Consider the following 15,107-nt stretch of genomic DNA (forward strand, 5'->3'; position numbering starts at 1 on the left):
TCTGCTCGAAACTCCCACGTCGGCCAGGATGGACAGCACGTCATCAACTACTCGGGGCGGATTCCGAGAGCCCCGGCAAGTCTTCCGGCTCAGCCGACACGAATCTGCTCGGGCAGCGGGAGCTCAACCGGCGTCTTGTCCGCTGCCGTCCGGGGCGGCGGCCTCTACTGCCGCCCGGCTCTCCACCGCCGCCTGCGATGTCGCCCGACCATCGCCAGGTCGATCGTCGGGCAGCTGCAGCCGCAGCGACCGGTCACCTGCGCCGTGGCGGCCTGCACCCGCAATTCCACGGCACCGGAAAAGCCCGCGGCGAGCAGCACGTCCAGCGTCCTCCGCTCGTTCGAGGTCAGCGACGCTCAGACGTTGAAGCGGAACTCGACCACGTCGCCGTCGGCCATGACGTAGTCCTTGCCTTCCATCCGCACCTTGCCCGCGGACCGCGCCGAAGCCATCGAGCCCGCCGCCGTCAGGTCGGCGTAGGACACGACCTCGGCCTTGATGAAGCCCCGCTCGAAGTCGGTGTGAATGACCCCGGCCGCCTGCGGCGCGGTCGCGCCCTGCGGGATCGTCCACGCGCGCGACTCCTTCGGGCCCGCCGTCAGGTAGGTCTGCAGGCCGAGCGTGTGGAAGCCCGCGCGGGCGAGGGAGTACAGGCCGGGCTCGTCCTGGCCGACGGACTCGAGCAGCTCGCGGACCGACTCCTCGTCGTCGAGCTCCAGCAGCTCGGCCTCTACCTTGGCGTCGAGGAACACGGCGTCGGCCGGGGCGACGAGCTTGGTCAGCTCCTCGCGCTTGGCGGCGTCCGTGAGCACGCCCTCGTCGGCGTTGAAGACGTAAAGGAACGGCTTCGTGGTCAGCAGGGAAAGCTCGCGCAGTGCCTCGAAGTCGACCTCTTTCTGGGCCTGGAAGAGGGTGCGGCCCGCGTCGAGGATCTCCTTGGCCTTGACCGCGTTGTCGAGCGCGGGCTTGGCCTCCTTCTTGGTGCGGGCTTCCTTCTCGAGGCGGTGGAGTGCCTTTTCGAGGGTCTGGAGGTCGGCGAGGATGAGCTCGGTGTTGATGGTCTCGATGTCGCTGGCCGGGTCGATGCGGCCGTCGACGTGGATGACGTCCTCGTCGTCGAAGACGCGGATGACCTGGCAGATGGCGTTGGCCTCGCGGATGTTGGCGAGGAACTTGTTGCCGAGCCCGGCCCCCTCGGAGGCGCCCTTGACGATGCCCGCGATGTCCACAAAGGACACTACGGCGGGTACCGTCTTCTCGGAGCTGAAGACCTTGGCGAGCTCGTCCAGGCGGGGGTCCGGGAGCGGGACGACGCCGACGTTGGGCTCGATGGTGGCGAACGGGTAGTTCGCCGCGAGCACGTTGTTGCGGGTCAGCGCGTTGAACAGGGTGGACTTGCCGACGTTGGGCAGGCCGACGATACCAAGGGTCAGACTCACGGCCGCAAAGTCTACGGGCCTGCCGGACCACCTCGTCAGCTAGCCTGGAACGTCGTGGCGGATTTCCGCCAGTCAGGGCCTGGACCTGCTGGCATAGTGAATCGCATGACCGAACTGACACTGTGGCGCGACAGCGAGCGCTGCTACCGGGCCGTCGCCTCGCGCGACTCGCGGTTCGACGGGCAGTTCATCATGGCCGTGCGGACCACCGGCATCTACTGCCGTCCTTCGTGTCCCGCTCAGACGCCCAAGTCGAAGAACGTGAGCTTCTTCCCGACCTCGGCCGCGGCGCAGGCGGGCGGGTACCGCGCGTGCCGGCGGTGCCTGCCGGACGCGGTGCCGGGGTCGCCCGAGTGGAATGTGCGGGCCGACCTGGCCGCGCGGGCCATGCGGCTGATCTCCGACGGGCTGATCGAGCGGGAGGGGGTGCCGGGGCTGGCCAAGCAGCTCGGGTACTCGGAACGGCAGCTCGGCCGGGTGCTCACCGCCGAGCTCGGCGCCGGGCCGCTCGCGCTGGCCAGGGCGCACCGGGCGCATGCCGCGCGGCTGCTGATCGAGATGTCCGAGCTGCCGCTGACCGATGTCGCGTTCGCCGCGGGGTTCGCCAGCGTGCGGCAGTTCAACGACACCATCCGCGAAGTGTTCGCGACGACGCCGTCGCAGCTGCGGACCGGCAGGCGGGGGTTCGTCGAGGGCGGCACCAAGCTGACGCTGCGGCTGCCCTACCGCGAGCCGTTCGACGACGGTGTCTTCGGCTTTCTCGCCGACCATGCGGCGCCCGGGATCGAGAGCGGGGCGTACGGCCGGACGTTGCGGCTCGCGCAGGGGACGGGCACGGTCCGTGTCCGGCCAGCTGACGGGCACGTGCGCTGTGAGCTGCGGCTTTCCGACCTGCGGGACCTCAGTAGCGCCGTTTCGCGGGTGCGCAGGCTGCTCGATCTCGACGCCGACCCCGAGGCCGTGCGGCGCGTGCTGCGTGCCGATCCGGCGCTGGCGCCGATGGTCGAGGCCGCGCCGGGGATCCGGGTGCCCGGCGCCATCGACGGCGAAGAACTGCTGCTCCGCACCATGATCGGCCAGCAGATCTCCGTGGCGGCCGCCCGCACCACGACCGCTCAGCTCGCCGAAGCGCTCGGTGAGCGGCTCAGCGAACCCGACGAAGACCTGACCACGCTCTTCCCCACGGCCGCGAAGATCGCCGAGAACAGCGCAGTCCTGCGTGGACCCCAACGCCGGGTCGACGCGATCCGCGCGGTGGCGGAAAAGCTTGCGGCCAAGGAAATCGAGGTCCACATCGGACGCGACCCCGACGAGCTTCGCGAGGAACTGCTCGCCTTGCCCGGCGTGGGTCCCTGGACGGCGGACTATGTCCTGATGCGCCTGCTCGGCGTGCCGGACGTGCTGCTCACCGGCGATCTCGCGCTGCGCAAGGGCGCCGAGAACCTCGGCATCACCGACCTCGGCGAGCGAGCGCAGGCCTGGCGGCCGTGGCGCTCCTACGCCGGAATGTACTTGTGGCGCAAGGCCACCGAGAAAGGAACAGCATGACCGCGCACTGGTCCACTGTGGACACACCGATCGGCCCGTTCACCGCCGTCGTCGCCGCCGACGGCGCCGTGCTGGCGTCGGGCTGGACGGGCGACGCCGGGGAGCTGACCTCCCTCATCTCCCCGGCGCTCCTCCCCGCCTCGGTCACCGAAAAACACGACCTCGGTGAAGTCACCCGTGCGATCGTCCGATATCACGACGGCGAACTCGATGCCGTCAGCGAGATCCCGGTCCGTCAGAAATCCGGAGAATTCCGCGAACGCGCCTGGGACGTCCTGCGAACCGTGAAAGCAGGCCACCCCGTGTCCTATGCCGACTACGCGACCCTCGCGGGCAACCCCGCAGCGGTTCGTGCTGCGGCATCAGCCTGCGCCCGCAACGCGGCGGCGTTGTTCGTGCCGTGTCATCGGGTGGTCAAGTCGGGCGGCGGGCTCGGCGGCTTCCGGTGGGGCGTGGACGCCAAGCGCTGGCTGCTCAACCACGAGTCCAACTGACGGTCAGGCCGATGTCGAGCAGGTCGCCGATCACCGGGCGGCCGGTCGGCACGCCGAGCGCGGACCGGCTGACCTGGCCGTGCGCCCGCACGTCCACCCTGGGTCCCTTGGTCCGCACCTCGTCGACGATCAGCTCGATCTCGGCCGATTCGCGGAACGAGAGCACGCCGGAGACCGTGTCCGCCGAGACCGTGCCATCGAAGATGATCTTCGGGTGGCGCGCAGAGTCGAGGAAGCTCCGGCCGCGGACCTGCTTGTCGCGGTGCTTGTTGCCGGTCACGAAGCTCGCGGCGTCGATCTCGGCGAAGACGGTGATGCCTTCTTCGCCGACCACGCCGCGGCCGGAGCGGATCTCGAAGCCGCCGTGGATGGTGAAGATCCCGAGCTTCTTGATCGCGAACGTGATCGAGGACAGGCTGGGAACCAGCTGGTAGCTGCCCACCTGGGGCAGCGTCGCGGTGGTCACTAGTGCACCCTCTTCCGTGCGGGCCCTCCGATGGGGCTTGTGGTAGGAACTAGGCGGAAGCCGGGGTGACGGCCCGTAGTGGTCGCCCTTCGTGGGCCTTCATGACACTGCCGCCCCCGGCTTCCCCGGAACCGCGAAGCGATGACAAAGGGACGCGCCATCGAGCGCCGGTTAGTGACCACTCTGCCGTCGGTTCCCTCGCCTCCGCCTGGCTCCTGCCCTGGACTGCACGCAGGAAGGCGACATAGTTGCCGCAGCATGACGGGCCGTTGTTCTATGCCGGGATCGACTGGGCCGCGGTCGAACACGCCGTGTGCGTACTCGACCGAGACGGCCGCAAGGTCGCCGCGTTCACCATCGAGCACACCGCCGCCGGGTTCAACCGGCTGGCCGTTCGGCTGAGCAAGCTCGCCCCGCCCGAGCGGACGCCGGTCGCGATCGAACGCCCGGACGGCCGACTGGTTGACGCGCTGCTGGCCGCCGGGCACCCGGTGCTGCCGGTCAAACCGAACGCGATCAAAACCTGGCGTGAAGCCGAAGTCCTTTCCGGCGCGAAATCCGACCCCGGCGACGCCCACGTGATCGCCGACTACCTGCGCGTGCGTTTCCACCGGCTGCGCCCCGCCGCACCATTGTCCAGTCATACCAAGGCATTGCGCGCCCTGGTCCGCAGCCGCGGTGATCTCGTCGATGCCCGGGTCGCGGCGGTCAACCAGCTCGCCGCTCTGCTGGACGCCCAGTGGCCCGGCGCCAAAGCCATCTTCGCCAACATCGAGTCCGCGATCGCCCTGGCGTTCCTCACCGCCTACCCCACCGCCGCCTCGGCCACGTCCCTGACCGAGAAACGACTGGCCACGTTCTGCGCGAAACAAGGCTACTCGGGCAGGAAAACCGCCGCGGTCCTGCTTGCCCGGCTGCGCGCCGCTCCTGCCGGAACCAACGACCCCGTCGTGTCCGAGAGCATCCGTGACGCCGTCCTCGCCCAGGTCGGCGTCCTGACCGCACTGAACACCGCGATCAAGAACCTGGACCGCTCCATCACCGAGAAGATGGACACCCACCCCGACAGCGAAGTCTTCCAGTCCTTCCCCCGCGCCGGCACCATCAACGCCGCCCAGATCCTCGCCGAATGGGGCGACGCCCGCGAAGCGTTCGACCACCCCGACGCCATCGCCGCGCTCGCCGGAATCACCCCAGTCACCAAGGCATCCGGCAAGCAACGCGGCGTCAGCTTCCGGTGGGCCTGCAACAAAAGACTGCGCCTGGCAATCACGACCTTCGCCGCGAACAGCCGCTTCTCCAGCCCCTGGGCAGCCGACATCTACGACCGGGCGCGAGCCTCGGGCAAAGACCACCCCCACGCCACCCGCATCCTCGCACGAGCCTGGATCCGCGTGATGTGGCGCTGCTGGCAAAACAGCACACCCTACGACCCCACCCTGCACGCAGGCGCCCAGCAACACACCCACCAGCAGGCCGCAGCCTGATTCTGATCCTGAGGTTGACACAAGGGGTGTCATGACTCGACCCGGTACAGCTCGACGTGGTCGGGGCCGGGCAGCAGCAGTGGGTCCTCGCCGGGCAGCAGCGGCAGCTCGGCGATCCGCTTGCCGCCTTCCTCCAGCGACTCGATGGACGTGGTCAGCACGACCACCACCTGCTGCCGGGCGCGCGGCTCCCAGAGACCCAGCACCCGGACGGTGCCGGGGAAATCCGCCATCGCGGGCGCCACGCGCTCCCGGTGCGCCCGGTCGCCCGCCTGCTTGACGGCGTCGCTCACCGGACCGGCGAAGGTCAGCACACTGGCGAACGACGGCCGCTCGCCGGCGTCGCGCATCGGGGTGTCGTCGTCCACCCGGTAGCCGCCGCCGTCGGGCTCGTTTTCCCACAGCCGCAGCGTTTTCTCGCCCGGTCCGGCCACCTGCCGCAGCCGGATCTCCTCGGTGGCGGCGCCACCGGTGTCCTTGCCGAATGTCGCGTACATGGTCCTCCTCCTTCGACGAGGACCACGATCTCCGGTCCGGCGCGCGGGCGGATCCGGGTAAGTACGGAGGCGGCTACGTAAGTCCGTGCGTGGCCGCCCACGCGGCCGCCTGCGTGCGGTTCGAGAGGCCGAGTTTGCCCAGCACATTGGCCACGTGCGTCTCGACGGTGCGCTCGGACAGCACCAGCCCGGCCGCCATCTCCCGGTTCGACCGGCCGTCGGCGAGCAGCGCGAGCACCTCGCGTTCGCGCGGGGTGAGCTTGATCGAGTGGTCCTTGCGCAGCTCGGCGAGCACCTCCTTCGCCGCGCGCGCGGCCGGTCGCATGCCGATGCGTTCCGCGGTGGCCAGCGCGCGTTCGGCGTATCCGGTCGCGCGGGTCACGTCGCCGCGTGCCCCGCGCTCGCGCAGCACGTTCGCCAGCCCGATCTCGGACAGCGTCCGGTACGGCAGCGCGCCGACGCGGTCCTCGAGCGCCACGGCGTCGGTGAAATGCCGGTCCGCCTCGTCGGGGCACCCGAGCGCGGCCGAGAGCATGCCCGTCATGCGGGACACCGAGCCGGTGCACAGCACGGCGCCCGAGCCGCCCGCGATGCACAGTCCCGTGTGCGGCAACAGGAGTTCGAGACAGAGTTCCATCGCGTCCCGCTCGCCGAGCGAGACGGCGAGGTCCGCGCCGTACGCCACCGTCGCCAGCCATCGTCCGTCGCGGGGCAGCGACCCGAGCACCGGCCGCAGGTCGTCGAAGTTCTCCCGCGCGGCGGTCAGGTCGCCCATGTCCGCGAAGTACCTGCCGACCGAAGACCAGAAGATCGGCAGCCGGACGAGCGGGCGCGCCGCTCTGACGGCGTCCACGATCTCGTCGTGACGGCCCTGCAGCAGCAGCATTTCCACGCGGAACGCGGTGTCGACGCCGATCGCGCTCCAGTCCTCGGTGCGCTTGGCCCAGTCGAGCGCCTGGTCGGCGGCGACGGCCGCGTCGGCGAACCGGCCTGCCACCAGCGCGCGCATCGCGCTCAGCCGGTGGAGGTGCCAGTGCGCGAGCGGCCAGCGGATCCGCTCGGCGAGCACCTTGAGCGCGGCCAGTTCGACGTCGACCACGTCGAAGGCGCCCAGCTCGCAGGAGGCGTCGATGCGCCACAGCCGTCCCCACAGCTCAGCGTCTTCCGGTTCGCGCAGCGCGATCATCCGGCGCGCCAGATCGAGCCGTTCGCGAAGTCCTTCGGTACCGCTGATCGCGTGCTGGCGCGCGCGGAACGCGTCGGCCAGCGCCAGCGGATCACCGCTCGATTCCGCCAGCCGCAACGCTTCCTCGCTGCCTTGGCTCACCTCGGCGAAGCCCAGCGCCTCCGAGGCCGCGAGCGCGCGCTGGGCGACCACCCGTGCCCGGCCGGCGACCGCGTCCTCCGGCAGCGTCGCGAGCGCGCGGTCGCACAGCCCGAGCAGTTCGAGGTTCGCCGGGCCGCCGACGCCGTGCACGATCAGCGCCGCGCGGACCGACTGCTCCGGCCGCGTCGCGAGATCCATCGCGGCGCCGCACCTGGCCAGCGCCGCGTCGATCTTCCCGCCGCCGTACTCGGCTTCGGCGCAGGAAAGCAGCAGCTCACAGCGGTCTTCGTCAGCGATTCCCGGCAACGCGAGCGCGGCTTCGAGAATCGTCACCGCGCGATCGGGCGCGAGCCGGACGGCATCCGCGGCGGCACGGCGGCAGGCGGCGACGGCGAGTGCGCGGCTCGCGTCGTCGGTGGCCGACCGCAGCCGATGCGCGGCCGACTCGCCTGCCAAACCGTTGGTCTCCATGGCTTCGGCCGCGCGCCGGTGCCAGGCCAGCCGTTGCTGAACGGTCAGATTCGCGTAGACGGCTTCGCGCAGCAGCGCGTGGGTGAAGCCGAACTTGGCCGGCATGTCGTCGACGAGAGTCAGCAGACCGGCCGCGGTGGCTTCTTCGAGCGCCGCGAGCGCCGATGCGGGCTCCTCGCCCAGCACCGCCAGTTCCGCGTGGCCGCAATCGGTGCCGAGTACGCCCGCGATGGCCACGGCGCGCTGAGCCGCCGGGGACAGCTCGGCCACCCTCGTCGTGGTGATCGCGGCGAGGGTTTCGGGGATGCCGAACGGCCAGCTGCCGTCTTCGGGCGCCGGTTCTGCGGCGATGCCGGCGTGCTCGAGCGCGGTCAGCAGCTCGACCACGAACAGCGGGCTGCCGCCGCTGGCCCGCAGCAGCATCGGGTGCCAGGTCGGGTGCGCGGTCGCGGCGGCTTCGGCGATTTCCCGGGCCTGCCAGGCGCGAGGGCTGACGCGGGTGACCGCGCCGGTCCTGTCCAAAGTGGTCAGGGTTTCGCGAAGTGCCGGGGTCGGCCGGTGAGTACCCACCAGCAGGAGACCGGGTTTTCCCGCTCCCTGGCAGAAAAACGTCAGCGTCGCTTCGTCGGCCCATTGGAGGTCTTCGAGAACGACGACGAGTCCTTGAGTCGCCGAAGCGCTCAGTGAGGCGAGCACCGAGGCGAACGCGAGCATGCGCTGGACGCGGTCTTCGCCGACTTCGCGCAGCAGGTCCAGCTCGGGCCTGCCGGCGAGCGCCTCCCACCACGGCCACAGCGCCGGGGCGGTTTCTTCCTGCAGCGTGCGGCCGAGCAGCACCGGGACACCCTCGGCGGCGGCGAGCCTGGTCAGCTCGGTGACCAGGCGGGTCTTGCCGATGCCCGGCTCGCCGCCGACCATGACCACGCGGCCTTCGCCGCCGCGCGCCGCGTCGAGTGCCGCGCGCAACGCGGCCAGTTCGGGGTCCCTGCCGACCAACATGGTCGTGAGTGTTGCCGACGGCTAGAACCGTCGGCAACACTCACGACCCGAGAGGCTTAAGCGGTCTGGATTTCCAGCGTCGAGCCGGTGCGGGCCTTGCGGACCCTGAGGCGGGTGGGAATCCGGTGCCGGAGTTCCTCCACATGGGACACGAGGCCCACGACGCGGCCGCCGGCCCTCAGCTCGTCGAGGACGTTCATGACGATGTCGAGGGTCTCGGCGTCCAGCGTGCCGAAGCCTTCGTCGACGAACAGGGTGTCGAGCAGCGCTCCGCCCGTCTCGGCGGCGACGACGTCCGCGAGACCCAGCGCGAGTGCGAGCGAGGCCAGGAAGGACTCGCCGCCCGACAAGGTCTTGGCGGGGCGGACCGTGCCTGAGTAGTCGTCGAGCACGTCGAGACCGAGACCACCACGCGTACCTCGGGAACCCGCGGCGTCCGAGTGCACGAAGGAGTAGCGGCCCTGGCTCATCGTGCTCAGGCGGAAGGTGGCCGCGAGCGCGACCTCCTCCAGGCGCGCGGCGAGCACGTACGAGCGCAGCGACATCTTGCGCGTGTTCTGACCACGGCCGTTGACCACCTCGGTCAGGGCCTTGAGCTCGGCGAACTCCTCTTCCACCGGTGCCAGCTCCGTCATCGCCTCACTCATCTTGCCCGCGAGGTCCGACAATTCCCGCGACCGCAGCTCAGCGGCCTGGAGCGTGGCGACGGCGCTTTCGGCTTCGGCCCGTGCGCGGCGCGCGGTGTCCACGGCGGACTCCAGGTCGACCACGTCGTCAGGCGTGACGCCGGCGAGTTCGGGTTCGGCGAGCACGGACCGGACGTGCGCCTCGTCGGTCCGCGCCTGGGTGAGCCGGGCTTCGAGGTCCGTGACGACCTGGGCGGGTTTCGCCGCGGCCTGCGCCTCTTCCAGCGTGGCGAACTCGGCCCGGCGCAACGCGGCGCCGACCGCCTCGCGCTGCTCCTCGCACTCGCGCTCGGCGGTCGCGGCGGCCGTCCTGGCCTCGGCCAGCGCGTCCAGCGCGCGGACCACGGACAGCAGATGCGCACGCCGGGCGCCGACGTCGGGGTGGTCACCGCGCGCCGTTTCGAGCCGCCGGTCGCGCTCGGCGACCTGCTCGGCCAGCGAATTCTGGCCGGTCTCGGCCTTCACGACGTCCTGCTCGACCTGGTTCAGCTGATCCGCGAGCTGCCCGGACTCGGTCTCGGCCTGCCGTGTTTCGCGTTCCCACCGCGCGCGCTGCGCTGCCAGGTCGGACACCGAAGCAAGCTCGGCACGGGCCTTCTCGACCTCGGCGGCAAGCTCTTCGCGAGCACGGCCACGCAGGCGTTCTTCAAGCGCCGCAACGAGTTTCTCGGCTTCGAGCTTCGTGAGCTGAGCGCGCTCGCGTGCGGCTTCCGCGCGCTTTTCAGCGTCTTCGGCCGTCTTCTCCTGCTTCTCGTCGACCAGTGCCAGCATCGGCATCGCGGGCGCCGGGTGCTCGGCGGAACCGCACACCGCACAGGCTTGACCGGGCACAAGATCGGCGGCGAGCTCGGCAGCCATCCCGTCGAGACGCCGCTCTCGCAGATTCTGTCGGTGCTCTCGGGCATGCTGGTGTGCGTCGACGGCTTCGCGCAGCGCGGAGTCGGCAGCGGTGAAGGACTTCTGGGCGCCCGGAAGCTCTTCGGCGTCGCGCAGCGCCTTGGTGAGTTCCTCGGCGTTCAGGCGCAGCCCTGCCAGCTTCGCTTCGGCCGTAAGCGCGTCGTTCGCCTTGCCACGCAAGCGTTCCAGCCGCGCGGGGAGTTCCTCGATCTTGCCGGTGAGCTCCTCGACCCGCTTGCCCGCGTACCGCGCGGCGTCGGCGAGTTCGCTCATGCGCACGCGATCTTGGCGCTGCTGCTCGGCTTCGGCGACGAGACCGGCGAGCGTGCCCGCCTCTTCGCGCAGCGCGCCCGCGGTGGCGCGGAGTTCGGCGGCGGACCCGGTCGCGGCCTGGCGCAGCGTTTCGAGCGCGCGTTCCTGGACCTGTTCGAGCCGACGGGACTGGGTCAGCTGGTCGGTACGTTTCCGCAGCTGGATGGCGGCGTCGGCGACCCCGGCCGCCCGGTTCGCTGCCGCGACCTCGGCGCGCCACCGCTCCCGTTGGCCTTCGGTGGCCGTCAGCTCGGCCAGTTTGGCGTGCGCGGTCCTGACCCGGCGGACGCGCTCGGCCATCGCCTTGCGCTCGTCGAGCACGGCCTCGGCCTTCTCGCGGACCCCGCGTGCCTGGTATTCGGCCAGCTTGGCGGCTTCGACCTGGGAAACGGCGTCGAGGCAGATGCCGGCGACCCAGTCGATCTGCTCGTCCTCCGGCGCCTCGGCCTTGGCGACCTGCGCGAACCGGGTGACCCAGTTCTGCGTGGCCAGGCGTTGTTTCTGCAGCTCCTGGTGCCGCTCGGTGCGCAGGTTCGTGAACCAGTGCTCGATGTCGCCGAAGCGCTCGGTGCTGAAAAGCCGTTCGAGCAGGTCTTCGCGCTCGGCGGTGTCGGCGCGCAGGAACCGGGCGAATTCGCCTTGGGGCAGCAGGACCACCTGGAAGAACTGCTTGTGGTTCATGCCGAGCAGCCGCTCGATGGTCCTGGCGACCTCGTCGTTGCGGGTGACGCCGTCGGCCGCGTAGCCGCTCGGCGCGGCGCCGACCCAGGTCAGCGACACCTTGGCCTGCTGCTTCGTGAAGCCGTCGCCCCGGCGCTTCGGGCGGAGGTACTCGGGATTGCGGACGACGCGCAGGCGCTGGCCCTGCACGGTCAGCTCCAGCGCCACCTCGGTGACCTGGTCGGGGTCCGCGAGATCGCAGCGCAGCCGCTTGGTCTCGCCGCGCGCGCCGGGCACGGAGTTGAACAGGGCGAACGCGACCGCGTCGAGCAGCGTGGTCTTGCCCGCGCCGGTGTCGCCGTGCAGGAGGAAGAGACCGTCGGCGCCGAGCACGTCGAAGTCGACGACCTCGCGCCCGGCATACGGGCCGAAGGCGGTGACCTCCAGCCGATGCAGTCTCATTACGTCTCTCCTCTGCCGGCGGCGTCCATGGCCATCCGTAGCAGGCCGTGTTCCCTGTCGTTGGGAGGCGCGCCACGGCAGTCATCGAGGAAATTGCGGGCGATCTCGTCGTCGGTCCGGTTCTTGACGGCTTCGGCGTACTTCAGCACCGAGCCGATGCCGCCGCCTTCGGGCTGCCAGTCGAGGTGAACCGCGTGGGGGAAACGATCTTTGAGCTTGCGCATGGCGTCGATCGGGCGGACGCGGTCGGTCAGCGTGACCGACAGATAGCACTCGGCGAGGTCCTCGAACGCGGGGTTTTCGAGCAGGTCCGCGAGCTCCCCGGTGGCGGTCGCGAGCTTGCGCGGGACGGGCAGTTCGTGGCGGCGGACCTCATGCAGCCCGTCGGCGCCGAGGTCGATCAGCCAGACGGATTTGTGGTGCCGCGCTTCGGAAAACGAGTACGCGAGCGGACTGCCGGAGTACCGCAGGTGCTCGGCGATGACCTGCGGGCCGTGCAGGTGCCCGAGCGCGACGTAGTCGATGCCGTCGAAGATCACGCCGGGCACGTGCTCGACCGTGCCGACGGAGATGGGGCGCTCGGAGTCGCTGCCCTCGCCGCCGATGACGAACGCGTGCGCGAGCACCACGGACCGGGTGTTTTCCCTTGCCTGTAAGTCTTCCTTGATGCGACGCATGGCTTCGGACAGCACCGCGGCATGTCCCTTGGCGTCGATGCCGAGCGCGTTGCGCGCCGGATCCGGCTCCAGGTAAGGGATTCCGTACAGCGCGACCGGGCCGTGCTCGTCCTGGAGCAGCACCGGCTCGGACAGCCCGGCGATGGTGCTGCACAGGTGCAGTCCGCCCGCCTTGGCGAATTCGGCGAACGCGCCGAGCCGGGCGGCGGAGTCGTGATTCCCTGGTGTGAGAACGATGTGCGCGCCGGCCTCGTGCAGCCGGGCCAGCGCCTGCGCCGCGACGCGGACCGCCTCGGCCGACGGGACCGCGCGGTCGTAGACGTCGCCCGCGACGAGCACGACGTCGACCCGCTCGTCGGCGACGACCTCCGCGAGGTGCTCGAGGACGGCCTGCTGCTCGGCGAGCAGATCGGCGCCGTGGAAGGTGCGGCCGAGGTGCCAGTCGGAGGTGTGCAGCAATCTCACAGTCATCAAGGTAAGCCGCCGGACCGACAACATGTGGGAGGCGGGCACCCGCGTGTCCCCCACATCATGTGCTACGCGGAGTGTCGGACAGTTTTTGTCGGTGGGCTGCGCCAGAATGCGTACGCGGTCGGACACGGATGGGAGTTGTTTTCGGGTGACGGTGTTTACCACGGCCGCGGTCGTGGTCGCGGTGCTGCTGGGAATCGCGGTCGCGCTACTGTGGCGGCTGTACAACGACGGCATGCGCCGGGCGGACGCGGCGGCCAAGCAGGTCGAAGCGGAGCGCGCCAGGGGCAACGAGCAGCAGCTGTCACTGCGCCGGTACGAGGTGGCGTTCGCGTCGATCAGCGGGCGCGGCGAGCTGGGCGAGCAGGTGCTACTGGAGACGGCGCGCGCGCTCGGGCTGCGCGAGGAGCTGCACTTCACGCTCCAGACGGACTTGGCGGGCGGCGGCTCGGTCAAGCCGGACATGGTGCTGCACGTCGGCGGCGGCCGGAGCGTGCCGGTCGACGCTAAGGCCTCGATGGCCTGCTGGGCCGAGGCGGTCGAGACCGACAACCCCGACGAGCGCCTCGACGCGCTGCGCGTGCACGTCCGGCACCTGCGCTCGCGCGCCGCGGAGCTGGCGGGCAAGGGCTACCAGCGCTGGGCGGACGCCATCTACGGCACGATCATGTTCGTGCCGTCGGACGCGGCCGTGGTCGCCGCGCTCGACACCGACCCCGAGCTGCTGCGCTGGATGCTCGACCGCCGCGTCTTCGTCTGCGGCCCGACCGGGTTCGCGGTCTTGGCCTCGGCCGCCTTGTTCGCGGCCAGCGACCGCGCGCTGCTCGAAGACGTCGAGCAGGTCCGCGCGGGCGCCTCGGCCGCGCACCGCGCCGCGGGCAACGCGGTGGACGCCGTCAACCTGTCCAGCACCCACCTCCAGCGCTTCCTCTCGGCCCGCCGCCGCGAACTCGACGCCTTGGAGACCTTCCGCTCGACGGTCGCCCCGCTCACCGACGCCGCCGCGGCGCCCGCCCCCGTCACCCAGATCCGCCGCCCCGACGAGCTCACCGGCTGACCCGGACGGTCGGCACGCGTACCCGAGCGGTCGGCACGCTCCCGACGCTTCGGGTACGCGTGGCGACTCCCTGGGTACGCGAGGCGACCCTTCAGGTACGCATGCCGACCCTTCAGGTACGTCTGCGCTGGTCAGGCGTGATCGGTCGCGGACGACGCGGTCCGGCGGAGATCACCATGGGGTGAATCCGGTGGCGGTGTCACACAACCAGGAAGGAGTGCTAGCAGGATCTTCACAACCAGGGGATACGGTGTGGACTTGTGACCGCGATACGCGATCGCCAGAGCGATCCTGATGCCGACGACATCCCCGTTCCGTGGGACGAGCGTCCCATCATCAGCGACCGGCGCGGTCTGCCCTGGTGGGGGGCGGTGCTGGTCGGGTTCGGCCTGGCCATCCTCGGCGCCTTCATCGACCAGAAGCTGCAAGGGCACCTGACGCTGCTGTTCCAAGCCTGCTACTGCCTGGGCGCCGTCGCCGCCGTGTGCGCCGTGCAGCGCCGCGGGCTGTTCGGGCCGATGGTCCAGCCGCCGCTGGTGCTGGCCGTGACCGTGCCTGGCGTGGTGCTGCTGGCCGCGGACCTGTCCCAGGACACCGACATGCTGTCGAAGGCGCTCAAGATCGGCCGCCCGCTGATCGACGGGTTCCCGACGATGGCGATCACCACCGGCGTGACACTCGCGATCGGGATCTTCCGGATCTTCCGCGAGCGCGACCCCGACGCGGGCGTCAAGGCCAAGAAGGCGAAGCCCGCCAAGCGCGAGGACGACGAAGAGCGCCCCGCGCGCAACACCGCCGCCTCCCGGGTCCCCTCGGGCGCCGCGAAGCCGCCCGAGCGCCGTCCGCGCCGCCCGGCTTCGGAGACCGGCTCCGCGCCAGCCCGCCGCACGCGTCCGGCACCGGCCGACGACGCGGCACCCCGTCGCCGCACTCCCCGCGAGGAGCCCCGCCAGCGTCCACGCGCGCCTCGTGACGGCGACGAGCCGCCACGGCGTCGCGAGCCTCGCGGCGACACCCCGCCGCCCCGGCGTCGCACCCCGCGCGCCGAACCACCGCGCGGTGACAGCCCGCCGCGCCGCGCGCCCCGGCGCGAGCCACAGCGCCGTCCCTGGGACGAGGACTAACGCGAAAGGCCCCCTTGGAATCGCTTCCAAGGG

The 15,107-nt window shown here is 70.8% G+C and carries 11 protein-coding genes; 5 read left to right on the forward strand and 6 right to left on the reverse strand.

The features are described from left to right. Nucleotides 1-356: 356 nt before the first annotated feature. Nucleotides 357-1,439, reverse strand: coding sequence for a redox-regulated ATPase YchF (gene ychF / locus AB5J62_RS36195; protein ID WP_370944524.1), 1,083 nt, complete (start codon nucleotides 1,437-1,439; stop codon nucleotides 357-359). Between the two features lie 105 nt (nucleotides 1,440-1,544). Here ychF and AB5J62_RS36200 point away from each other — a divergent pair, with 105 nt between their 5' ends. Both AB5J62_RS36200 and AB5J62_RS36205 read left to right on the forward strand, forming a co-directional pair. After that, the gene (locus AB5J62_RS36200; RefSeq protein ID WP_370944526.1) at nucleotides 1,545-2,987 is read left to right on the forward strand and encodes a DNA-3-methyladenine glycosylase 2 family protein; all 1,443 of its coding nucleotides are present in this window, start codon (nucleotides 1,545-1,547) and stop codon (nucleotides 2,985-2,987) included. Beyond that, entirely contained in the window at nucleotides 2,984-3,481 is a 498-nt protein-coding gene (locus AB5J62_RS36205; protein ID WP_370944527.1) for a methylated-DNA--[protein]-cysteine S-methyltransferase, read from the forward strand. The genes AB5J62_RS36200 and AB5J62_RS36205 overlap by 4 nt, the downstream gene beginning before the upstream one ends. On the opposite strand, the gene AB5J62_RS36210 is transcribed toward AB5J62_RS36205, so the two are convergent. Beyond that, nucleotides 3,462-3,947, reverse strand: a complete 486-nt coding sequence (locus tag AB5J62_RS36210) for a YceI family protein (RefSeq protein ID WP_370944528.1) — start codon at nucleotides 3,945-3,947, stop codon at nucleotides 3,462-3,464. The genes AB5J62_RS36205 and AB5J62_RS36210 overlap by 20 nt on opposite strands. A 248-nt stretch (nucleotides 3,948-4,195) precedes the next feature. On the opposite strand from AB5J62_RS36210, the gene AB5J62_RS36215 reads away from it, so the two are divergent. After that, complete coding sequence (locus tag AB5J62_RS36215; RefSeq protein ID WP_370944529.1) at nucleotides 4,196-5,434, forward strand: IS110 family transposase; 1,239 nt, start codon at nucleotides 4,196-4,198, stop codon at nucleotides 5,432-5,434. A gap of 29 nt (nucleotides 5,435-5,463) precedes the next feature. Here the strand turns inward: AB5J62_RS36215 and AB5J62_RS36220 are convergent, their stop codons facing one another. From AB5J62_RS36220 to AB5J62_RS36235, 4 genes are all read right to left on the reverse strand, one after another. After that, a complete protein-coding gene (locus AB5J62_RS36220; RefSeq protein ID WP_370944530.1) occupies nucleotides 5,464-5,931 on the reverse strand; it encodes a hypothetical protein in 468 nt (155 codons plus the stop codon). A 73-nt stretch (nucleotides 5,932-6,004) separates the two neighbouring features. Further along, nucleotides 6,005-8,728 (reverse strand): AAA family ATPase, encoded by a 2,724-nt coding sequence (locus tag AB5J62_RS36225; protein ID WP_370944531.1) that lies wholly within the window; start codon nucleotides 8,726-8,728, stop codon nucleotides 6,005-6,007. A gap of 56 nt (nucleotides 8,729-8,784) precedes the next feature. Next, a complete protein-coding gene (locus AB5J62_RS36230) occupies nucleotides 8,785-11,745 on the reverse strand; it encodes an AAA family ATPase (protein ID WP_370944532.1) in 2,961 nt (986 codons plus the stop codon). Further along, nucleotides 11,745-12,887, reverse strand: a complete 1,143-nt coding sequence (locus AB5J62_RS36235; RefSeq protein WP_370944533.1) for an exonuclease SbcCD subunit D — start codon at nucleotides 12,885-12,887, stop codon at nucleotides 11,745-11,747. The genes AB5J62_RS36230 and AB5J62_RS36235 overlap by 1 nt, the downstream gene beginning before the upstream one ends. Before the next feature lie 154 nt (nucleotides 12,888-13,041). Between AB5J62_RS36235 and rmuC the strand changes: the two genes are divergently transcribed. Together rmuC and AB5J62_RS36245 are read left to right on the forward strand one after the other, a co-directional pair. Beyond that, nucleotides 13,042-13,950 (forward strand): DNA recombination protein RmuC, encoded by a 909-nt coding sequence (rmuC, locus tag AB5J62_RS36240; protein ID WP_370944534.1) that lies wholly within the window; start codon nucleotides 13,042-13,044, stop codon nucleotides 13,948-13,950. Nucleotides 13,951-14,210: 260 nt separating this feature from the next. Further along, on the forward strand, nucleotides 14,211-15,074 hold the full coding sequence (locus AB5J62_RS36245) for a DUF6542 domain-containing protein (RefSeq protein ID WP_370944535.1): 864 nt from the start codon (nucleotides 14,211-14,213) through the stop codon (nucleotides 15,072-15,074). Nucleotides 15,075-15,107 lie beyond the last annotated feature (33 nt).

The sequence above is a fragment of the Amycolatopsis sp. cg5 genome, assembly GCF_041346955.1.
Lineage (GTDB): Bacteria > Actinomycetota > Actinomycetes > Mycobacteriales > Pseudonocardiaceae > Amycolatopsis.